Source organism: Desulfosporosinus youngiae DSM 17734 (genome assembly GCF_000244895.1).
Classification (GTDB): domain Bacteria; phylum Bacillota; class Desulfitobacteriia; order Desulfitobacteriales; family Desulfitobacteriaceae; genus Desulfosporosinus; species Desulfosporosinus youngiae.
On sequence record NZ_CM001441.1, the window covers coordinates 4383169 to 4404823 of the forward strand.

General features: G+C 44.7%; 16 protein-coding genes and 2 pseudogenes. 1 reads left to right on the forward strand and 17 read right to left on the reverse strand.

From position 1 onward, the window contains the following. Positions 1–33 precede the first annotated feature (33 nt). The gene (locus DESYODRAFT_RS20305; RefSeq protein ID WP_007785963.1) at positions 34–657 is read right to left on the reverse strand and encodes a hypothetical protein; all 624 of its coding nucleotides are present in this window, start codon (positions 655–657) and stop codon (positions 34–36) included. 101 nt (positions 658–758) lie between these two features. On the opposite strand from DESYODRAFT_RS20305, the pseudogene DESYODRAFT_RS20310 reads away from it, so the two are divergent. Next, positions 759–2014: pseudogene (locus DESYODRAFT_RS20310) on the forward strand (IS110 family RNA-guided transposase). Between the two features lie 558 nt (positions 2015–2572). Here the strand turns inward: DESYODRAFT_RS20310 and DESYODRAFT_RS20315 are convergent. The 16 genes and pseudogenes from DESYODRAFT_RS20315 to DESYODRAFT_RS28805 form a co-directional block, all read right to left on the reverse strand. Next, the gene (locus DESYODRAFT_RS20315; RefSeq protein WP_007785967.1) at positions 2573–3286 is read right to left on the reverse strand and encodes a hypothetical protein; all 714 of its coding nucleotides are present in this window, start codon (positions 3284–3286) and stop codon (positions 2573–2575) included. Between the two features lie 117 nt (positions 3287–3403). After that, positions 3404–4201 carry a methyltetrahydrofolate cobalamin methyltransferase gene (locus DESYODRAFT_RS20320; protein ID WP_007785969.1) on the reverse strand — a complete coding sequence of 266 codons (798 nt, stop codon included), beginning with the start codon at positions 4199–4201 and terminating at the stop codon, positions 3404–3406. 28 nt (positions 4202–4229) lie between these two features. Beyond that, entirely contained in the window at positions 4230–4865 is a 636-nt protein-coding gene (locus DESYODRAFT_RS20325; protein ID WP_007785972.1) for a cobalamin B12-binding domain-containing protein, read from the reverse strand. Between the two features lie 97 nt (positions 4866–4962). Continuing rightward, positions 4963–5286 (reverse strand): pyrrolysine--tRNA(Pyl) ligase small subunit, encoded by a 324-nt coding sequence (pylSn, locus tag DESYODRAFT_RS20330; RefSeq protein ID WP_007785974.1) that lies wholly within the window; start codon positions 5284–5286, stop codon positions 4963–4965. A gap of 17 nt (positions 5287–5303) precedes the next feature. Next, positions 5304–6122, reverse strand: coding sequence for a 3-methylornithyl-N6-L-lysine dehydrogenase PylD (gene pylD / locus DESYODRAFT_RS20335; RefSeq protein ID WP_007785975.1), 819 nt, complete (start codon positions 6120–6122; stop codon positions 5304–5306). Positions 6123–6262: 140 nt separating this feature from the next. Next, positions 6263–7345, reverse strand: coding sequence for a methylornithine synthase PylB (gene pylB, locus DESYODRAFT_RS20340; protein WP_007785979.1), 1083 nt, complete (start codon positions 7343–7345; stop codon positions 6263–6265). A gap of 168 nt (positions 7346–7513) precedes the next feature. Further along, the gene (locus DESYODRAFT_RS20345; RefSeq protein WP_007785981.1) at positions 7514–8932 is read right to left on the reverse strand and encodes a trimethylamine methyltransferase family protein; all 1419 of its coding nucleotides are present in this window, start codon (positions 8930–8932) and stop codon (positions 7514–7516) included. 41 nt (positions 8933–8973) lie between these two features. Further along, positions 8974–9618, reverse strand: coding sequence for a corrinoid protein (locus DESYODRAFT_RS20350; RefSeq protein ID WP_007785983.1), 645 nt, complete (start codon positions 9616–9618; stop codon positions 8974–8976). 44 nt (positions 9619–9662) lie between these two features. Further along, a pseudogene (mttB, locus tag DESYODRAFT_RS29370) lies at positions 9663–11189 on the reverse strand ([trimethylamine--corrinoid protein] Co-methyltransferase). A gap of 256 nt (positions 11190–11445) precedes the next feature. Beyond that, positions 11446–13191, reverse strand: a complete 1746-nt coding sequence (locus DESYODRAFT_RS20365; RefSeq protein WP_007785985.1) for a sigma-54-dependent Fis family transcriptional regulator — start codon at positions 13189–13191, stop codon at positions 11446–11448. Between the two features lie 315 nt (positions 13192–13506). Continuing rightward, complete coding sequence (gene caiT / locus DESYODRAFT_RS20370; protein ID WP_007785987.1) at positions 13507–15114, reverse strand: L-carnitine/gamma-butyrobetaine antiporter; 1608 nt, start codon at positions 15112–15114, stop codon at positions 13507–13509. 489 nt (positions 15115–15603) lie between these two features. Then, positions 15604–16920 carry an MFS transporter gene (locus tag DESYODRAFT_RS20375; protein ID WP_007785989.1) on the reverse strand — a complete coding sequence of 439 codons (1317 nt, stop codon included), beginning with the start codon at positions 16918–16920 and terminating at the stop codon, positions 15604–15606. 799 nt (positions 16921–17719) lie between these two features. Beyond that, positions 17720–19603 (reverse strand): carbohydrate-binding domain-containing protein, encoded by a 1884-nt coding sequence (locus DESYODRAFT_RS20380; RefSeq protein ID WP_007785992.1) that lies wholly within the window; start codon positions 19601–19603, stop codon positions 17720–17722. 12 nt (positions 19604–19615) lie between these two features. Further along, on the reverse strand, positions 19616–20305 hold the full coding sequence (locus DESYODRAFT_RS20385) for a DUF4956 domain-containing protein (protein WP_007785994.1): 690 nt from the start codon (positions 20303–20305) through the stop codon (positions 19616–19618). 26 nt (positions 20306–20331) lie between these two features. Then, positions 20332–21072 (reverse strand): polyphosphate polymerase domain-containing protein, encoded by a 741-nt coding sequence (locus tag DESYODRAFT_RS20390; protein ID WP_007785997.1) that lies wholly within the window; start codon positions 21070–21072, stop codon positions 20332–20334. Between the two features lie 219 nt (positions 21073–21291). After that, the gene (locus DESYODRAFT_RS28805; protein ID WP_169315931.1) at positions 21292–21453 is read right to left on the reverse strand and encodes a hypothetical protein; all 162 of its coding nucleotides are present in this window, start codon (positions 21451–21453) and stop codon (positions 21292–21294) included. Positions 21454–21655: the final 202 nt, after the last annotated feature.

Consider the following 21655-nt stretch of genomic DNA (forward strand, 5'->3'; position numbering starts at 1 on the left):
TTCTCTATCTAGTTAGCAACTAACCCCTTAGTATCAGCGATCACTGTTAACATTAACTATTAATTTGCCTTTCTTAGCAAAGGAGGAAATTGTTATATATCCCAAAAAAATCGAGATATATTCAAACATGTTATTTGCTAGTATGTAAAAAATAAGCCTATGTATCGCCTGAGGCAATCTCATCCCCAAATATGTAATATATACCAATAATAATAGTATAAACAAAGGTAATCCTAGGGCCAGTAGGCTTACTTTATCTACCTTCCACTGTCCATCTACCTTCCAATCTCTAATAAAATTAAAACTGCCTAAAAACACTCCAAAAAGAAATGAACCAATTATTATAAATAAAAATCCTAAGTTAAGGTAATCAAAAGGCCTAGTAGCCATGAAGGTAGCTTTATTTATAAAAATCATCAAAAGGATAAAGACAACTAAAACCCCGGTATATACCAATAGCTTTCTCATTTTAAGTTCCATTCCTTTCGCTGTGCTCAAGGCACAAAAATTTATGAAAGTGTCTCCTAGTGGATATAATCCAATTGGATAAGCAGATACACTACAGAGCACGGGGAGGTGAGTGGTCCAGGGTTTAGCACCCTGCCCGCATTTTAAGATGTGCCGTTTGCTATTTTCAAGTACAAATAAGTGTGCCATAGAGCACGTAAACTAATCCTTGTATAAACAATTCCCGTTTATTATGTAGCAAACAGTCAATGTCTGCTTTATCCACTATAAACTTATGCGGGGATGTGTTTATGCTCAAAATTGTTTTTCCTATTTGCTGTGGAATTGATGTCCACAAGAAGTTTGTTGTTGCAACGGTTGGTACTACTAACAAATCGGGGGTTACGGATTACCAAACGAGGCAATTTTCAACCTTTACCCAGAGTTTGCTTCAACTTTTGGATTGGTTGAAAGCTCACTCTTGCGTTCATGTCTGTATGGAGTCTACAGGCAAGTACTGGCACCCTGTTTTTAACATTTTGGAAGATTACTGTGATGTTGTCGTTGCTAATCCAAAGTATGTTAAAGGTATTCGAGGCAAGAAAACCGATAAGAAAGATTCTATTTGGCTTTGCGATTTACATAAGCACGGTTTAGTTCCCAGTAGCTTTATACCACCCTTACCAATTCGTCAAATTCGTGATTTAATGCGGTATCGGTTTAAGCTCATCAATGTTAAGTCAAGCGAGAAAACCGCATCCAAAACTCTCTAACTGTTTCAAATATTATGATTTCTAGTGTTGTTTCTGATACTTTTGGCGTAAGCTCGATGAGAATCATTAATCACATACTTGATAATCCGGATGATATGGATTTCGAGGTTTCATCAATGTTACACGGAAGAATGCAAGATAAAGCAGAAACAATTACAAAATCAATCAATGGGAATTTAACTAAGCCTCAAGCAGATAAAATGCGTGTTTGTCTGCATCATCTTGAGAACATCGAGAAACATATAACTGATATCGAACGGGTTGTTTTAGGCTTAGCTCAGCCCTATTTGCCACAAATAGAGATAATTTTATCATTGCCAAGTATCAAGGATGTTTTTACTGCCATCGCTATAATCGGTGAGATCGGTAGCGATATGGCAGTTTTTAATTCCTCCAAGCATCTATGCTCATGGGCTGGAGTTACTCCTCAAAACAATGAAAGTGCTGGCAAGAAGAAATCTGTTCGTATTTCACGAGCTGGTGTATATATCAAGCCATTACTAGTTCAATGTGCAAATGCTGCAATTAAGAGTAAAAAGTGTCCGTATTTCAAAAACCGATATGACCAGATTAAGAAACGTCGAGGTCACAAAAAGGCCATTATTGCTATTGCACATACACTGCTAAAATGTATCTACCATATGCTAGATAAGGGTGAGACGTTTAATTTTGAACTATATAAAATCGACTCCAAACCAAAACAAACTTATGCATCGCAGATCACTGAGGAAATGGCTATTCGCTACCTGCAAACTTTAGGCTACCAAATACCCGATATGCCTAATACAACTTAAAACCTTACAAACAAATTTTTTGAAAGCCGCTATTTAGCAGGCTTATTTTGTTATGACCTTTTTTAAATGCGATCATATTTCCGGGTTCTTTCAAACTAACTCCTTCCTATGTACCTTTTATGATTTCCTTCTGCCTGGCATCCAGTAATTAAGACGTTGCTCAAGAAAAGCAACTTGATCCTTTAAAGTTTCCGGGAAATTTTCATACTTTCCAGCCAAGACTTTCATTTCATAATTCGATAAAGTATTCACAACCACCTTTGTGAAAAGTTGCAAATCTCTACATATATTTTTGCTCATCCCTACCAAAGAGTTGATGGTACCACATAGCGGCATGAAAGCCTGTATATTCAAAAATGTCTGCTGCCGCACGCATTTACATCAATTATTCAAAGTTAAAATTATATTTTTCCTAAACGACAAAAAATACTCAGCTGAAAACCGAGTATTTTTAAAAGTCGTATTTTTTATTATCACCCGATTTTCTTCAGGTCTATATTAATGTGTTTAATTAAGCTTCCCTCGCTTTGTGATAGCTAATTAAATCACAGTCAGCGCCTAAAGCGCAGCCGACTTGGCTTTCCCAAATTTCAAGCGGCTATGGGCACAGTTTTGCTGCTGAGCGCACATCTCACAGGTGATAGTGCAGGACAGGTTGGGCTTACTCAGTTTTTCTCCGACCGGGATAATCAAGGTATGAGATTTTATCGGAGTCATCAGCATCGTGTTCCCTAAAGTAACGCCAATTTCCTCCGCATTCAGCAGATTAAACAAGACTTGCTGAACCTCCAGAGAAATATAATGCCCCCCGGGATATAAACTATGACCTGTCTGCAGACCGCGGGCAGTCACTTGCTCAATTACCATCTTTCTGGACAATTCCAGAGATTCATCAAGCGCGACTGACCCGCAGCCATCCAGGACCATCCCCTCCAGCCCCTCACCAGCATTAAACAAACGGGCGGATTCTGCTTCCAGGCGGCTGCCGATGGTTTGGACCGCTATTAATACTTCCTGCGCTCCCTCAAAAAAGGAGGTCGGAGCTTTAACAGGAAACTGATTTGCCAGCAGGATTTCTCCTGTACCCGTGACCTTCACCGGTACATAAGCATAGATGCAGCGAACGTCAATCAATTCCAACGCTTTGAGCCGCATCCTTTCAACCACCGGCCTGAAATTCTGACTCCGTTTCGAGTCCGCATCCGGCATCCCAATCCGCCGGTAAATCTCGGAAGTCTCTATGTTTAGATGGTTCCACTCAATTCGCTGCATATAAACCTCCTCAACCAATAAAATCTCCTTCGTTCTAAGGATCACACTAAGCTCTAATGAGCGTAGACAGAGCATCCCCTTGTCTTATTCAGACCTGAAGATGCTCCCCTATTTTTTTTACATTTCAAATTGTTTATTGCGATATGCCTTGAGATATCTGCCGCAATAGTCGTCCCGGCCGGCCAGTGTCTCCGCCGTGATCAGGCTGGCCATCATCATTTTATCCAATGGGTTAATAATCAGACCATCCAACCCTTTACCAATAGCCATAATAGCAAACGCATGATTCATGAATTTTCTCTCAGGCAGGCCGTAGGATATATTAGATAGCCCGCACATAGTATGAACTCCTTTAAAGCGCGTCATGATGGCTTCAACGGCGTTAATAAATTCTGCGGCAAAGGTACTGTTTACAGAGATCGGTTGTACCAGAGGATCGACATAAATGTTATCAAGGGACACATTGTTTTGGACGAGCCCATTGATGAGCTTATCCGCAATTTTTAAGCGGTCATCCATGGTTTCAGGCATTCCATCATCACTCATACATAAAGCAACCACTTTTAAATCAGTGCCCGCAACCACCGGAATCAAAGCATCATAGCGCTCTTTTTCCAAGGATATGGAATTAATCATCGCGATCCCCTTATGAACGGATAAGGCAGCCTCAATCGCCTTTGGGTCAGGACTATCTATACAACAAGGTGCATCAACGACCTCCTGCACGGTTTTAACCAGCCATTGCAGGTATTCCGGTTCTTTGCCCACAAAGATACCCGCATTAACATCTATATAATTTGCCCCGGCCGCGAACTCATCCTTCGCCACCTTTTGAATGTAGTCAATATCTTGTGCTTTGATGGCCTCTCCAATGACCTTACGGCTGGCATTAATTAATTCTCCTACAATGATCATTTCATGTCCTCCTTATGTTAGATTGGCTTTACAAGCCCAGAAGCTGCTTGCAAAGCTCTACCGCTGAACCGGCGTCCGGGGCATAACCGTCCGCTCCAATACTCTCGGCGTACTCCTGGGAAACCGGTGCTCCCCCGATAATTACCTTAACTTTATCTTTTAAGCCTTTTTCCTTTAAAGAATCAATAATATCTTTCATAGCCGGCATGGTTGTGGTTAAGAGCGCCGACAAGGCAATAATATCCGGTTCATGCTTAATACTGGCGTCAACAAAGTCTTCCGTAGAAATATCCACTCCCATATTGATTACTTCAAAGCCGCCGCTTTCGATCAGCATGCTGACAAGGTTTTTGCCGATGTCGTGGAGATCGCCTTTTACCGTCCCGATCAGAATCTTTCCATTGCTTTTTTGGTCGGCTGCAGCGATCAGGGGTTTAACAATCTCCAGCCCGCCGGTCATACTCCTGGCGGACATGAGCACTTCCGGAACAAACATATCCCCGGCCTTAAATCGAACTCCCACTACATCCATTCCGGCAATTAAGCCCTCGCTCACAATCTCCAACGGACTCTTTCCTGCTGCGATAAGACTCGTAACCTGATCCTTAACCTGATCCCTCTGGCCCGAAATAACACTTTGGGCAAGCTCTGCATAAGTTGCCATTACAAACTTCCTCCTCTTTTATCAACTGCAAATCTGCTTTGCCAATTCGTCTGCTATCCGCCGAATGGATAAAACAAGCATTATTGATCTTAAGTTTCTACAATCGGGTTCCATAATTTTGATTAACATAGGTGGCAGAGTATTTTTTCAGCTTCCAATCAGGAATCTTGCAATTGCTGCACGCCTGAAAAAACAACTTATTTCTAAGACTTCGTGCCGCGCGGCTATGCTTGGAATTTAATATTTCGAAGGTTTCATTGCAGTGGGTGATAACCTCAGCCCTGTTTCCCCTGATTATCATGCTTTTAATGCCATGCAGAGTCCCGGCTCTGGAGGGCCACAGCTTAAGTTTTTCTACAAACTTAAAGAAATCGACATTCTTACGGTAATAGCGCTTCTTATTTGCGGAATCAGCTGTCATCTATCTCAGCTCCTCGTTCACAAAACATCAAAAACCATCGTGGCCACTCCGATTTGCAGCGGGTCATGAAGCAGCCGGTTTGAAATCCGCGCCAGACCTGCCGCCTGTACTCCCAAGGGAATGCCGGGAGCCGCTATCATTGTCTTCTCCGATATGTGCCGGGGCATAATAAAGCCTTCAGCAGGACAGGCGTCCACCACAATGGCATGTTCCGCCAATGCGCTCTCCAAGTCAGCCGCTATTTTTGCTGTATACCCCTCTTCTATGATCTTCCCGGACAATCTTTGACTGGCCGGCGGATCTATGTCATATATTGAAACCTCCGCTCCAACCCTTACCAGGGCCAAAGCTGCACTGGTGCCAACAGGACCTGCCCCGATCACCAGGACATTTTTACCCTTTAATCCACCGCACATCTGCACCAGGCCTGCCACATACCCCCTGCCGGTAGCATCTCCATTGTCAGAGACCTTACCTGTTCTCAGGTTAAGGGCTATAAAACAATCATCATCTGCCATGAACAAAATTTCCGAGCCATTTTGCACAGCTTCAGCCACACCGCCTACGTCCCGGTTTTCGGTAATAACCGTCTTAAATCCCAGATAATTTACGATACCGGCCACCGACTCCGCAAAGCTTTCTATAATGCCCTGACCACAGGTCATGGGGATCACGGCAACACTGAATTTCCGGGCACCGTCTTCCCGGTCTCCTTTGCCTGCTGCATGGGCCGCGATCTCCCGTAACGAACAACCGGTCATTCCCACCAGTTCCGCGTTATATTCCTCTAACCCAGCGGCAAGCGCAGCAACATCATCCTGTTTGAGTCGAGTCAAACTGATCAGCTCCAATCAACAGACAACGATCGTCGTAATAGGTAATCCCGAAGGCCTTCCGAATCTCTTGAAGAACAATCTCCCGTTTGTCCCACACAGCTTGAGAGTCCTCCCCTGTGATAATCAGAGTGGCTGCCCACTCATAACGTTCTATTATGCTGCCGGATCCATTCGGCATAGTCTTCACGGCTCGCTGAAACCAGCCCGCAATCCTTCAATACAGGAATGATTTTGCTTATGGTCCGGTTTCCATCTTCAATGTCCAACGAAGAATTCGATACTCCGGCCAAGCCGGCATGCGGAGGAATGACCGAGGTTACGACATTCGCCCCGGCGTTAAGGCGGTCCGCTAAGCCACTGAGGCCATCCACATCCAAGGAGGCCGGAATCAAACGATCCGGAAAAACTAAACGCATCACTGCGATAATCAGCAGCTCCTTCAAGCGGGGTACGGACGGAACATCCTCCATGGGCGTATTCTGCTGAGGAACAAAGCTCATCACCCGGAGTTGGTCTGCCCCCAGCTTCTTCATTTCTTCCAGAGAATCCACCAAATCCTCATCCTTGTCCCCCACTCCGGTAAGCAATCCTTCTTCCAGGAGAAACCCCAGCGATCGGGCTGATTTTTTCCGTTCCATCCGTTCATCATAGCTCTGGCCAAGTCTGAGTTTACGGTATAAATCCTGATTATGGGTTTCCTGATAAGTTGCATACCAGTCCACGCCGGACTCTTTGAAGTCCATAAGTACCTGCTCCGGAAGAACACCCGCGGAAATCATAATCGGTATACCAGTACGTTTTTTAATATGTTTTACAGTTCTTATCAAGGGCTCAAATCCCAACTCCCGGTTATTAAAATAAAAGGGATCTTCCCCCATCGTCAAATCCAGCAAGTGTACTCCTAATTCAACGAGACTCAAAGCGGTCTCCATGATTTCCAACTCAGTTTTGCGGTAACGCCCTAAAGAAGAATTTGACTTGCGATATAAACAAAAAGCACATTCATTTCGGCAATAGGTTGAGAAATAAACGAAACCATAGATAAATACTCTGTTCTGAAAGTAGCGGGTCCGAAGCAACCTGGCTGTTTCAAAAACCTTGGAAAGGTCTCTTTCGTCGGAGAGCCTTAGCAAAAACAAGAGTTCTTCTTTTTCTAAGGGAATCTCTTTACTTGACTTTTCCAATATCCTATCTAATTTAGACGCAGCAGGATTTATTGCCATTAAGTCACCTTCTTGTCAGCAGTAAGCCTTGCCTTACTCATCAGCAGATGTTCCAGTCCAAATGCGGAAAATCAAACTATTGTCTTAATCCAGGAAGGCAGGATCCTCAATTGCCATAAACAAACCTACGGGTTGTCCTGCCCCCCTGTCTAAACCCATTCTTCAGACTTACATTAATGCCTTTTTGGCATCGGCAAGTATCCTTGTAAATTCTTTTTCAACTTCGGCACTTAGAGGTGCCGGCTGATGTGCAGCCAGTAAGTTCTTGGCTCTTTCTTTCGCTATATCCTCGACTTTCTGACCTTTAACGGCCCATTGTTCGAAGGTTTGTCTCTGGCTGATCGTTGGTACCCATAGTTCCCCGGAGCGCAGATATTTTCTGGTATGTTTATGACCGAGGAAATTATCGTTGTTTTCGATTATTTCCGTAACAACATCTACAGCCAAGTTATCCGCGTTGACTTCAAACTCTTTAATGGTCCTTTGCACCATCGAAGAAATCTCATTATCCATGACCAGCATAGTGAAACACTCCACTAAGGCATTATCCAGGGACCCTGCCGAGCCGATGATATCACTGCCGGTTAAAGCCTCAATTAAGGCGTTGTAAAGATGCTCATAGCCGCTTTGCATATCCGCGATCTTGGAGCTTCCGCAATAGCCGCCGGGAGCAACCGGGATGTGATAATGGCGTCCCAATTGGTTCAGCCCCGCGGACATCATGCCCATTTCAGGTGCCGCCCATAAACCGAGGCCCGTCCTCATATCCATAAATGTAGCCCGGGTGGACATGGTTAAAGGAGCGCCGGGTTTGTAAAGCTGGGCCGCGATCACGCCGGCCAGGACTTCCGCATTGTGCATAGCCACCAGCCCGTTCATGCTCATCGGACCGGTAGCGCCCATTTGCGGGCAAGGCTCAACACCCAAAGGCAGGCCTGCTTCCACCACATCCAGCAAGGCTTCCGCCGGATCAAAACCATAACCCAAAGGACTGACCGGTGAAACAGGCAGCTGGGCCAGCGGTTTTTCCCTGAGAGCCTTTTCGCTGCCCGCAGCGGCTACCAAAAGTTCGTGGATAAATTTCAATTCCCGGGAAGACTCCACACAAATACTTAAGGGCTTGGAAGTGCTGCGCAGACAAGTCGCCGTCTCAACCGTCAGAATGATTTCCTGGGGCACGTCCCTGGGAAAAAGGGGCGATATGATATTGACACTGTCCAGGGCATCCGCCAGGCGGGTCATATCCTCTAAATCTTTGAGCATGGCATCCCGGCGCTCGCCGGTTTCCAGGTCAATGACTGACGGTGCGCCAACCAAGGTCTGGCAGTAGGCCTTTTTGGCCCCGATTTCCAATTTATGCAGATCGTTGCGGCCGTAAAGATTGAAAACGGCCGGTACGGTCTTCATTCCTTTGTCAATAACATCCTGAGTGAAAAGGATTCTATCCCCCTTTTCAATACAGCCATGATCTAGGAGCAAGGTCCTGAACCTTTGCGAGCTGGTGCTGATTCCCACCTTTTTGAGAAGATCCAGGCTTGCTTCATGAACCTGTAAAAGTTGCTCTTCAGAATAGTAATCGAATCTCATCGTTCTACCTCCATTTTCTATTGACGCCGTTAATTATCCAACTATACCGCCAAAAGCCGTTTGGCAACATCCACCGCTACCGTAGCATCTTCCGCATAGCCGTCCGCTCCAATAGTATCCGCCCAGTTCTGGTTAATCGGTGCGCCGCCGATCATTACTTTAACTTTGTCTCTAAGACCCTCTTCCTGCAGAAGTTCGATAATTTCCTTCTGCCGCCCGACAGTGGTTGTTAAAAGCGCCGAGATGCCAATAATGTCCGGTTTAAATTCTTGCGTCTTTTCGATAAACTTCTTGGCCGGAACGTCAATTCCGATATCCAGTACTTCAAATCCGGATGTCTTTAACATCATAATGACAATATTCTTGCCGATTTCGTGCAAGTCGCCTTCTACAGTTCCCATTAACACCCGGCCTAAGAATTCTCTTTTTTCGTCGGCCATCAGCGGTTCTATGACTTTGATTCCCGCATCCATAGCTTTAGCGCCTAAGAGCAAATCCGGCAGGAAGTAAGTCCCGTCGGCAAACAAAGCGCCTACCGCCTGAATCCCTAAGGTCAAACCTTCATTAATTATAGTGAGGGGTGGCATCCCGGCCGCAATCGCTTTATCTGTCCACTCTTTTACCTGCGCAGCGTCACCTTCGCGCACGCCTTCAATAAGCTTATCCAGAATTTCTTCATTAGCCATTATCTTCACTCCTGTTTTTCTTTTTAGTCAACGGATTCCCGGAATTATTCTCTTACCGTGCCATACTCTTTTTCCGCTTCCTCCACGATACGCCGAATGGTTTGCTTAACGTCTTCAGCCAGGGGCATTGGCGTATGGTTATTGAGGATATAATTAGCTTCTGCGTAGGCGCGGTCCGTCAAATTAGTCTCCCCTTCAAGTACCCAGGTTTCCCGCATAGATCTGTCGAACAGTTTTGTATGGGACTGCTCCCGTCTAAAATGATCAAAGGTGTGCTCATGGCTGACAAATTCTCCGCCGGGACCAATCTCCTTGATTATGTCCACAGCCATGTTTTCGTCAGTTACCTTGATTCCGCCAATAACCTTCCTGATCATTTTGAAGATTTCGTTATCCATGACAAATTGAGCAAAGTCAAAGGTCATTCCCATGTCCAGCATACCCGCTCCGTAGATCAAATTCGCGCCGCCCTGGGCTGCGAGGAGACCTGTCAGAGTTTTTTCATGAGCTGCTTGGGCATCGGGTATTTTGCTGTCTGCCTATCCGCCGGCTACAAAACTGGGCAGATTATAATATTGAGCCATTCTGGCTACCGACGCGCTGATCATCCCTAATTCCGGTGAACCCACAGGCGCCGTAGTATGCCGCATATCCATGATCGTCGTCGAACACCCGTAAATGCAGGGCGCTCCTTTGCAGGACAACTGACTGAGAATAATGGCGCTCAATACCTCCGCATTATGGGTGACCAAGGTTCCCGCCAGGGTCACAGGGGATGTCGCGCCCGCCAGGGCCATAGAAATAATGTTAACCGGAATTCCCGCTCGCGCAGCCTCAATTATCACATCCGTGCATTCCGGAATCAGCTTGAGCAGACTGGTCGGGCAAACGTTAAAACTGATAAGAGGTCTTTCCTTCAATTTAGCACGACTGCCTGCCACCGCTGCCGCCATCTCAATTAATTTGCGGGCATTGCTCACCCCGTCTGCGCCAATGAAAAAGTGTTTGCTGGTGTTAGGGAAGATCGCCTCCGCATTATGCAGCGCCTGAACCGGTCCCGGATAATCCTGGGCTACCACCGCCCGATAGCTGATATCCATTTCCGAAAGATAGTCGCTCATTTTTGCCGCATTAGCCACATCCTGCTTAGTGCTGCGGCGAAACTTTCTGTTAACCGGGTCGATAACGTTAACCCCTTCACCGAAATTAACAAATCCCACCCGGTTGCTTTCTAAAATATAATCTTTCTTGGGGTCCCTGGCTGCCAGCAAAATACTGCTCGGTGCGGAGCGTACCGCCTCCTCGACAATATAGGGAGGGATTTTCACTATGTCCGAGCCTGGATCCAGGGTACATCCGGCAGAGCAAAATATCTCCTGGGCTTCCTTGCTGTCCACCCGCACGCCTACATGCTGCAACACATCGAGAGTCGAACAGTGAATAGCGTAAAGCTCATCCTGTGAAAGAACATCAACTCCAAAACCGCCCGTCATGGTAAATCTGGCATGTGCATTTCTTGACATTTTCTTAACCTCCGTTCCAATTCTTTTTCGATCAACAACAACTGCCATCTGAGTCTTAAGTTATTGCAAGAGTCATACCAAAAAATACATTTGCAAAAACATTTAGATAACTTCTTGATTTATCTCTGAGTTCGCTTCTAAATGGTTGGATTTCCTCAGTTCTTTCCCTTGAATTAGTTCACTTTCCTGATCCTATCTGCCCTATTCGGCTTAGATACAGGCAACATTAAAAGCAGTGTAAAAATATGTAGCATTAACTTTTCTACATATATCTACACTGCTTTTCTTATTTAAGGAAAACCTCTTATTTGATGCCCAGTTTACGCAATCGGTAATAGAGGACTTGCCGGCTGATATTCAATTCATTGGCAGTCTTGGTGATATTGCCGCCATGCTGCTTCAAAGCATTGATCAACCTGGCACGTTCCTGCTCCTTAATTTCCTCAAACACTTCGCCTTGCTTTATGGGTTCATTGTTTAAAGATATGGTGCCCATAAAGGATTTGAAATTTCGGGGCATATATTTTTTGCTGAAAACAGGTTCATCCTCAGGAACCATATTCATCGCCGATTCAATCCAGTGTTTCAGCTGTCTGACATTGCCCGGCCAGTCGTGGCTTTCTAAAAGCGCAAAAACATCCGGAGAAATTTCGCAAATGTTCTTTTTCATTTTCATATTAAAACCTTTTACAAAAAAACGGACCAGAAGATTGATGTCCTCTTTCCTGGCGCGCAAAGGCGGGATTTCCAGGTTAATCACCGCCAGCCGGTAATATAAATCCGTTCGCAGAAGGTTTTGACGGATGAGCTCCAGGGGTTCGATATTGCAAGTGCTGATGATGCGTACATCGACAGGAATCTCGTTCTTGCCGCCCAGCCTTCTGATCTTTCGTTCTTCCAGGGCGCGGAGCAGTTTACTCTGTAAGCCAAGGGGCATAGAATTAATCTCATCCAGAAAGAGCGTGCCGCCGTCCGCTTCCTCAAATAGACCTTTACGGTCAACCGCACCGGTAAACACACCTTTGACTGTACCGAAAATTATGCCCTCCAGTAATGTTTCGGGAATAGCAGCGCAGTTAATGGAGACCAGGGGTTTCTGGCATCTCCTGCTGCTGCAATGAATGCTCTGGGCGAACATCTCTTTGCCGGTACCGGTTTCCCCGTAAATGAAAACCGGTGAATCCGATTTAGCCGCCCCCTTCGCCCAGAAGATACTGTCACGAATGCGGGAACTGTCACCAAGGATATCGTCAAACGAAAACTTGCGTTCTTTTGCTGACGAACCGCTGACTAAGACACTTAGATAATCCGACTGCTCAAGATTCATCCGTTTTTGCAGGTTAATTATTTTGGCAACCATTTCTTCGCTCTCTTGCAAATTCCTGTAGATAGCTACTGCTCCCGTAGTTCTTTCTCCTTGTTTGACCGGAAAATTATTTCCAGTGACACGAATATACTGACCGTAATTAGAACAGTAGTATTGAACGTAAGGGCCAAAATATTTCTCTGTCTTTATACATTTCCATAGGGTGCCGCTTTCCGGATCAAAGTTATAAATTTCCGGGGTTGGCTGGCCAAGAATAGTTTCCAGTTCCAGCCCGTCAAACTCCAGCTGAACCCTATTGCAGTAAACGACTCTGCTTTTAGAATCAACGACCATCACCCCTTCGTCGATATTATCCAGAATCGTTTCAAATGCCTGATTTAAAAATAAGGTTTTTTCCCTTTCCTGGTCCTCATCTTCAGATAGAATGACCAAAAAAAATGTTCCGATGGTTTGGTTTCCGACAGGCAGGGTTTTTAAAGAAATGCTTTGATAAGGATGAAGATTGAGAGACCTCTCTCTCCCATAGCAATCCTCGTCAAATCCGGGAATAAGGTCCGAAATGTTCCTGTTAATTAAACCTACCTGGTCTTTCCCCAATATTTCAGCAAAACGCAGATTGCAAATCTCCAATATACCTGCTGAATCAATGACAGCTAATCCCTGATGTATATCCGAAATGAATGCTCCAAATATGTCTTTAATAAGAGAGCTATTCTCTACCATAAGGTCACCTGCTTTACATCAAATTTTTCGCTTACATCAATAAAAATTCATGTGTAATATTCATGGTTTCAGCTTTCTGTATTTCTGCTAAAATCTTTCAAATTAGGGTTAATAAGGAACGAGCAATTTTTCGGGTTTAAGGTCAAATTCACATATTTATTGGATTATAACAAAAGGTACTGAATATAGATAGTAGTTGAAATTATCTAATTTTATTTTTGCCGCATTAAAATGGGCCGGAAACTGTAAAAAGCCGGGGTGACCCCGGCAGTAGGTTTGTTATAACGTTATTTAAGTTTATTTCCAATTAAAAAGTTAAACTGATTTGGCAGGGGAACCGTCAGCTTCAATTGTAATCGGTGCCGTTTTGGCCGCATCTCGTTGGAAATGGCCCCAGTCATCCTCCCTAATCACTTTGAAGAATCCAATGATAATGATGATAAAAATGAACAGCATAGGGAATGATACCAAAACGCTGGAGGTTTGAACCGCTTTCAGACCGCCGATGGCCATGAGGACCAAAGCCAAAATGCCTAAGACTAACACCCAGGATATCCGGTTCCAGCCGGGCGGCTCCTGCTCGCCGGTCATTTTTTTGGTGCTCAATATGGCCAAGGTATAGGCAGTACCGTTTAACAAGGTGATCGTCGCCACCAAGGTCATTAACAGCATCGCGAACAGGAATACATTAGTCAGGGGTAAGGTTGACCAGACCTGAACCACCGCTGACGCGTTGCCCAAATTGTTCAAGGTGTCTGTCAGCTGGGGCAGCCGGTCATTCATAAAGGTATGCAATGTGTAGTTGCCAAATACAGCGAAGAAAATCCATACTCCCAGTCCGGTGGCGGTCAAAATAGCGATGCAGAATTCTCTGACCGTACGCCCTTTAGAGATCCGGGCAAAGTAAATACCCATTTGCGAGGCATAGCTTGCCCACCAGGCCCAATAGAAAATAGTCCACCATTGGGGGAAACCGTTAAAATCCTTGTTGGCAAAAGGCTCTGTATAAAAACTCATTTTAAAGAAGTCATTCATCATATTGCCCAAGCCTTCGCAGAAATTATTTAACATGAAAACTTTTGGTCCGACGATAAAAACATAAGCCAGAACTGCGAAGATTAGCCACATCCGAAAGTTGCTGATCAATTTGATTCCTTTATGAAGTCCGCTGTAAACGCAGAGAGAAATAGCGATGATCCAGAAAAGGATCAAACTAATATCCATAGTCATTGTCCGCGGGATGCCGAAAACGGATACAATCAGTTCGCTGGCCAATGGCGTCGCTAAGCCTAAGGTTGTAGCGATACCGCCCACAATGGACAGGATCAAGAGAACATCGATCACCTTGCCAACCCAGCCGCGGGTGATTTTTTCGCCTAAGAGCATAGCACAAGCGCTGCTGGCTCTATTCACATCTTTTTTGCGCACCCAGAACATATAACCAAAGGCTACACCCAAGGCACAGTACATAGAGTTGCCGGTAAAACCCCAGTGAAACAAGGGATAGCTGGTCGCCCATTGATAGGCCTCATAGGAGAATGGTTCTGCGCCAAAGGGAGGTCCCATCAGATAATAAAATGGTTCAATCGTCGCCCACAAAACCACTGATCCGCCCAGTGCTGCGGTGAAAATCATAGACAGCCAGCTGAACGTGGAAAACTCGGGTTTTTCATTTCCGAATCTAAGACTACCGTATTTACCGACGATCATGTACAAACAAACTAACAAACACCCAAACGTAAATATCTGATAAAACCAGCTGAAATTACCGGTCACGAATGCAAAAGAGATATTGATCAACTCGCTGGCCCTTTCTAAGTTAAGGCCCAGATAAATACAAACCCCTATAATCAAAATAATCGGCGCAAAGTACAAGATTTTATCAGTCTCTAACTTTTCCACCGTTTTCGGTGTATTACTCATCACCATTCTCCTTTTATTCGAGATTCTTTTGTCGTGTAGTCTTAGTTCTCTTCTTCACGATGCTGCGAATCTGCATCATCCCTTCACCCCTTACCTTACCTCCTTTTTGAATTTCTTTATCCATCAACAGCACCTGTCATCTGTCTGTTATATATCGCAAGATTCATGCCAGAGACCATAACCTTTAGCCAGATTTAGTTTAAGTTTTCAAAACTACTAAAATTATGAATATTTAGGCCACTTTGTTTCGTAAACTATCTTTGCTTAATTTCATTATCCTTAAAGGCCAACGCAGTGTATACATAACGAAAAATAGTGTAGAATTTTCATTCTACACTATTTTACACTCTGAAGGTAAAGGGGCTGATGCAAAATGAATAAGGTAATAAAAAGGCCCGAAAGGCGTTAAAAAACGTCCTCTCGGGCTGATTTATTGTGCATATTATTTTCCGAAAGCTGTTTTGCAACCGCAGCTTTTAAGAAAAATCGTCATTTAATGATAACACTTGATGATTGAGAAAGCGTCATACCTTTTGTCTCCGGGGCCCAAACGATTGATGCCGCCAAGCCAATAGCCGATATTGCCGCACCCATGAGCATAGTTGGTCCGATTCCGTACTCCTTTATACTATAGGGCAAAATAAACATGGCTAAAAACGTGCAAACTTTACTAAAGGCCACTGCGATCCCTATTGCCGTAGCCCGAATCTCAGTTGGGAAAAGCTCATTTGGATAAAGCCATTCTAAAATACCGGGGCCGCCGGAAAAGAATGCGTAAAGTGCAAAGGCACCAACGATAATAACGATCGATGCACCCGGGAACAAGCCCAACACCAACATTGCTAAGGTCATAAAAACAAAACCTATAATACACAAGGGGCGGCGTCCGAATGACTCCAGCCAAAACATGGTCGGTATACAGCCGATCAAGAAAAAAACGCTGATTACTATATCTCCTAATACCGCCATATTGCCTGACCCCAGGCCAAATGCCGTTAATATCTGAGGGCCAAATGTATAAATCGCATACATCGGCAAAACCTGGGCTGTATATAAGATGACAACAAATAGAAGTTTCTTAAAATACCCTAATTTAATGAACTTACTTAACCGTGTCTTTTCGAAATGTTCATCTTCCAAAATAGGTTCGGCATCAGGGCCAAATACCTTTTTCACAATTACGCGCGCCTCATCAACACGCCCTTTACTCACTAACCATCGGGGTGATTCCGGTGTGCCTATACGGCCAATTATGAGTATGATAGCCGGTATGGCAGCACTTCCCAGCATCCATCGCCAACCACCATTCACATCAAGCAGAAAGTAACCCACAACGTCTGCCACGGTTGCCCCGACATACCAAACCCCCGCAATAAATCCCATAGACATAGCCCGGTACTTCCGGGGCGTAAATTCCGCTATCAGGGAGGTCGCAATGGGATAGTCGGCACCTACGGCAACCCCCATAGCGAAGCGCAGTAAAAAAAGTTCAAGTGGAGTCGTGATAAATATCTGCCAGATTGAAAGGATTATTATCGCGACCAGATCGATGGTGAACATAAGCTGACGCCCCACTAAATCGGTAACATAGCCAAAAACCAAGCCTCCGACAAACAATCCGGCAAGTGCAGATGCCCCAATCAATCCGGTCCAGAAAACATCCAAATTAAGCTGAGGACCTAATTGTGTAAGCGCCAATCCAATAATAACCATGATATATCCATCTAAAAAAGGACCGCCACTCGCAAAAATTATCAACTTCTTAAGAAAAGGATTAAACTCGACATCCTCTAACCCTGATCCCATATATCCGTCCCCTTTTCTTTAACTGATTTAAGGTTACAACTCATAAAAATATAGTCCCTTAAGGTTGGTCGAATAAGTAAGTATAACTTTGAATGTACCTGAATTGAAAGATCTGCATCACCCCTTCATCTCAAAGCAACGCTAATAATATGAGGATAAGATTGGTCTGGCATATGCGCCTTAGGTTAACCCTTTAGTGTATCGGAACAGAGTTATCGTATGGAAACGTTAAACAGTCTGTTTGGAGTTCGCGCTTGTTGAAAATTTCATTATCCTGCTTGATATCTAACGCAATAATTGTGCCAAAAAGGGGCATATCACAATAGCTATTAATTAATATTCTTAATCCTATTAAAGTTCGGAATATTACAGCGAATTTCTTTTGTAAATTCTGTAATGTCATTCGTTAATTTCACCGCTCTTTAAACAGGGATGTGTAACTATAACGAAAAATAGTGTAGAACTTTAAGCATAGAAATTACTACAGTTTCATACACCGTGCAACGTTAATGTGATTAATTGCGAAATGAACATTCAATCCTCTGAATCAGACGTAGAACCTTATCGTTAAAATGAGCCGATAGGCGGAGTAGACCGGCAGTAAAATGCTGAGGCGGCAATGAGATGTATAAACTTGGAAGAGGCCTGGAAATTTGCTTTCCAGGCTTCTTCTCTAGGTTATCTAGTTCAATATGCGGTATGCGGTATGACTGCCTTTATGAGTCATTCTCTTGATAAAGCCGAACTATATTCCTCCCTCGGCCAATGGTCAAATCTTACACTACAGATACTTGTTGCATTATTCCGGGAGCCTTTCAGCCGGCGGCATCCCTCCTTCATTAGGAGGCATGCCGCCAGAAGGCATTTTACCATCAGGCATATCTCCGGCACCGCCAGGCCTCCTGCCGCCCGCGCCTCCGCCCCCGGGTCCGGAATTTTGCGGTTTACTGGTCACACCCGATTCCGAAAGATAGGTGATGGAGTCTGAGAGTGCAGCATCTACTAGTTTTGTGTTTCCGCTGTATAGCGTATAGGTTGAGCCTACTGCTAACTTAGGCGCGGAAATTGCCACGGAGCTATAGTCTTTTGTAGGTGTATAAGTTACAACACTATTGCCGTCCTTATCTTTAAGGGTTATCGTCGTTCCTGCCGCTTGCGTAGAGCTGTAAGACATAAGGATCGATGGCTGCGTATTGCTGCTTGGACCTTGAGCCATCCCGGAACTGCCGGATGCTACGAGTGTTCCCCCGCTTATAGTAAAGCCGTTGTCATAATCGATAGCCCCATTGCCATTTGCTGATGGGCCGTCAACATAGACCGTGCCACCTGTCATGTTGATACTCCCATTAGAATCTATTCCGTCACCGTTTGCGTTTAAAGCAATCTCGCCGCCCGTGATCGTCAAAACACCTTCTCGGTTATTAACATTAATTCCGTCATCGGTCGAGGCAGCGTTAATTTTTCCGCCGTTTATCGTGATATTTAAACCCTCTAAACTCTCATAGGAGTTCTTTATAAATAGTTCACCGTTATTGATAACTAAGTTGTTATCAGCGTGTACCCCATCGTCCCCGCTTTGCAAGGTCAGGTTGCCCCCATTCAGGGCAATATCCTGGTTGCTGTGTATTGAATCCTCATAGGAAGAAACATTGATGGTCCCACCATTTATCAGGATACCTTGCCCGGCTTTTAAGCCTTTTTTGCTTTCTTCCTCTGTACTCACTGTGCTCGCTGTCGTTGCCTGGGGGTTTTGACCAGGGCGGCCGCCAAGGCCAAAGTCATTGCTGCCGCTGCTGATACTCTTACCAGGATAACCACCGCCGGAGTTCAGATTGAAGGTACCATCCTCAATTTGCACTTGTTTAAAGGCTTGTATGGCATCGTTGGCGGCAGTAATTGTGAATTGTCCATTTTGTAAAACAACAGTTCCCTTGCCCTCATCGGTTTCATTGGTTGAGCGCAGGCCGTCTTTACCGGCGGTGATGGTGATGCTTCCATTTTTAACACTCAGGCTGTCCTTGCCAACGATTCCGTCAGACTTGGCGTTTACAATCAGGGTTCCGTCCGTTATTTTCAAGTCATCCTTGCTTGTAATTCCATCATTATAATCTCCTGTAACTGTTAATGATCCGCTGCCCGTGATCGTAAGATCAGCCTTGCTGAAGATGGCTGCAGACGGTTCATTATCGGCATTTACAAGATTGCCGCTTCCACCTAAAACCGAGTTTTTAGTGTTATCTTCAAGGAGTATGACTGCTTTTTTAGCACCTTTAATATAGATCGGAGCGCTTGTTTGGCTATTAATAGCGGCTCCGTTTAACACAAGAAAGACCGTTTCGTCATCCGTGTCTTTATTCACATCGACGATTATACTCCCATCGGTCAACGTTCCGCTAATTTCATAGACTCCCGATGCGGAGATCGTAACAGAAGAGCCTTCTGCGGCTAAGCCGTCCCCCATTACCGTGACCGAGCTTCCATTTAACCCGATCGTCTTATAGCTGACGTTTTTCCAGTCAAAATAATAATCATCGCTATCATAGTTTACAGAAATGGCATTAATCGCGATGGCGGCGCTTGGACTTGGGCTTTCCGCATTGAGGCTTTCTTTCGTGGAAGCACACCCTGCCAGGCCTGTCGTTAATAGGGTCAGGGATAACATAATCCCCAGCAATTTTTTCATGAATAGTCTCCTTTACGCGTAAATTTTATCCTCTAATTGATGAGAGGTTAACGAGATATTCAGATTGCCATTGCGGCATCTCAGTTCATCAAAAAATGCCTTTTGATTGATGGATCGTTTCAGGTTGATATTGTAAACAACTTCAAAAAGGGTTCCAAAATCTTTTGTCTTAACCCGGTTCATAACCCAGGAATCAGTATATTGATTGAGGATGTCATCAAATAAGCCTTGAAAGTTAAGATTTTCCGGGACGATGATTTTCAGTTGCATGGCATTAGCCTTTGGGTTTGGGAAGTTCGTGTAATGAAGCAGAACCATGACCGAACATAATATGAACGCAAAAAGCGCAGCGTAGGCGATATATCCCATCCCACAGGCCAGACCCGTTGCTAAGGTAAATAGCACATAAGCAATATCTTTTGGTTCACCGGGAGCACTTCTAAATCGAATGAGGCTGAAGGCCCCGGCTAAGCTAAAGGCTCGTGCCACGTTATTCCCGATCAATAAGATAATCACGGAAATAATGGCAGGCAGCATAATCATAGTTAGGGTAAATCCTGCGGAGTAGCCTTGCTTTTTGTGGGTGTGAATATAAACCAGGCTGATAAAGAGACCGAGTGCTAAGGCGGCACCCAAAATAGCAAGCGAATGGGCCAAAGTAAGGGAATCTCCGCCCGTAGGGGCTAGTAAGGTTTCTAACATTGACGAAAGGCTCCTTTCCAAACTTATTAGTAATTAGCACATAGGCTTGGGTTAAGAAACGTACAGGCGTTTTCATATTCCTTACCGTATTTCGAAAAGTTCATTTTATAGAGTTTCAGATTGGATAACGTCCGGGATAACCAGATCGGTGCTGCACTGGATAGTTTAACTTCCATCAAATACTGTCCTTTTTCTAATAATGGGTCTCCGAAACTGGCCGTTTTCAAACACAAGTCGTGTCTTCTGGTTAAGATATCGTAATCAAAGGTTATCCGAAAATCCCTATCCTCTTTGCCGAAAAACGCCAGTCGTTTATAACTAATGTAAGTCGCCGGCTGAACATCATTGCGACTTAAAAAGTATTCAATTTCGTTGGCAACCTGTAGATTGAGCTTGTTCGTAGTCGTTGGGCATTTCCCTGATCGAATAAAATCACAGGCATCCTTTAAAGGTAAGATTGCACGCCTCTTATTGACAATTCCGCCGATTTTCTTTTTTAGTTCTAAAAACACCTCGTCGTCAAGTGAGCCCGGGATAGTATAGCTTCGCAGGCGAAGCTTTTCTTTATAGTAGGGTTTGGCAATTGAATGCCGGATTAGATTATTGTCGTGGGTATCATAATAAATATTGTAAATGCTGTACTCCTTTCCGTTTTGACAATGAGCATCGGGAACCATGTATTCTAACAATCGAGGGATAAGCGTATCAAATTGTGCTTGTAATAGCATGAATTTGATTTCATAACGCTTGAAGGTTGTTATTGCCATTTTGCATTCCTCCTTAGAAGCCTTTGATCGGCCTCGCTTACATTCATCCATTGTGCTCGATTTCAAGTATATGATGGTTTCCTGAAATTCAACTGATGGTTAACTGAATGTTTGCTGAAACTTCTTGGCGGAGTAGCCTGCCATGCCGCTGCTGCGGCACCGGCAGAGAATGAAAATGGGGTCGCTCGGGCCGGGCAGCTTCGCCACATCCGTGCAAGATTAGTTAATTCGTGCGAAGACAGTGTCTTCGTACCGCAGCATTCCGAGGTTCGCCCACTCGCCGATGCGGGACTTCGCCAAACCTCCGGGTAGTACCTGATGTGAACCTGTGGCTCCGTCTTCCCGCACCGGCTTGTGGGCTTTTACCGCCTCTCCATGCAATGGGTTCGCTTCTGTGGCGAAGCTGCCCTGCTTGCGGGTCTGAAGATTTTTCTGTATGTCTTTAGGGTCTTTTTCAGAGTTAGCCGACCATGCCGTTGTCGCAGCACCAGCAGAGGATGAAAATGATTGTCTTCCTTTTCAGGGTGAAAAAAATTATAGCCCATTTGAGTAAGCTCGAATGGGCTATTGGAAAACGCGGCTG

What these genes read in the sequence shown, in the direction of transcription:
- DESYODRAFT_RS20365 (WP_007785985.1), bottom strand. Translation starts at nt 13,191, where the DNA reads ATGGTAGAGAATAGCTCTCTTATTAAAGACATATTTGGAGCATTCATT.
- DESYODRAFT_RS20345 (WP_007785981.1), bottom strand. Translation starts at nt 8,932, where the DNA reads ATGAGATTCGATTACTATTCTGAAGAGCAACTTTTACAGGTTCATGAA.
- caiT (WP_007785987.1), bottom strand. Translation starts at nt 15,114, where the DNA reads ATGAGTAATACACCGAAAACGGTGGAAAAGTTAGAGACTGATAAAATC.
- DESYODRAFT_RS20390 (WP_007785997.1), bottom strand. Translation starts at nt 21,072, where the DNA reads ATGGCAATAACAACCTTCAAGCGTTATGAAATCAAATTCATGCTATTA.
- DESYODRAFT_RS20380 (WP_007785992.1), bottom strand. Translation starts at nt 19,603, where the DNA reads ATGAAAAAATTGCTGGGGATTATGTTATCCCTGACCCTATTAACGACA.
- DESYODRAFT_RS20350 (WP_007785983.1), bottom strand. Translation starts at nt 9,618, where the DNA reads ATGGCTAATGAAGAAATTCTGGATAAGCTTATTGAAGGCGTGCGCGAA.
- pylB (WP_007785979.1), bottom strand. Translation starts at nt 7,345, where the DNA reads ATGGCAATAAATCCTGCTGCGTCTAAATTAGATAGGATATTGGAAAAG.
- DESYODRAFT_RS20305 (WP_007785963.1), bottom strand. Translation starts at nt 657, where the DNA reads ATGGCACACTTATTTGTACTTGAAAATAGCAAACGGCACATCTTAAAA.
- DESYODRAFT_RS20320 (WP_007785969.1), bottom strand. Translation starts at nt 4,201, where the DNA reads ATGATCATTGTAGGAGAATTAATTAATGCCAGCCGTAAGGTCATTGGA.
- DESYODRAFT_RS20385 (WP_007785994.1), bottom strand. Translation starts at nt 20,305, where the DNA reads ATGTTAGAAACCTTACTAGCCCCTACGGGCGGAGATTCCCTTACTTTG.
- DESYODRAFT_RS20325 (WP_007785972.1), bottom strand. Translation starts at nt 4,865, where the DNA reads ATGGCAACTTATGCAGAGCTTGCCCAAAGTGTTATTTCGGGCCAGAGG.
- DESYODRAFT_RS20375 (WP_007785989.1), bottom strand. Translation starts at nt 16,920, where the DNA reads ATGGGATCAGGGTTAGAGGATGTCGAGTTTAATCCTTTTCTTAAGAAG.
- DESYODRAFT_RS20315 (WP_007785967.1), bottom strand. Translation starts at nt 3,286, where the DNA reads ATGCAGCGAATTGAGTGGAACCATCTAAACATAGAGACTTCCGAGATT.
- pylSn (WP_007785974.1), bottom strand. Translation starts at nt 5,286, where the DNA reads ATGACAGCTGATTCCGCAAATAAGAAGCGCTATTACCGTAAGAATGTC.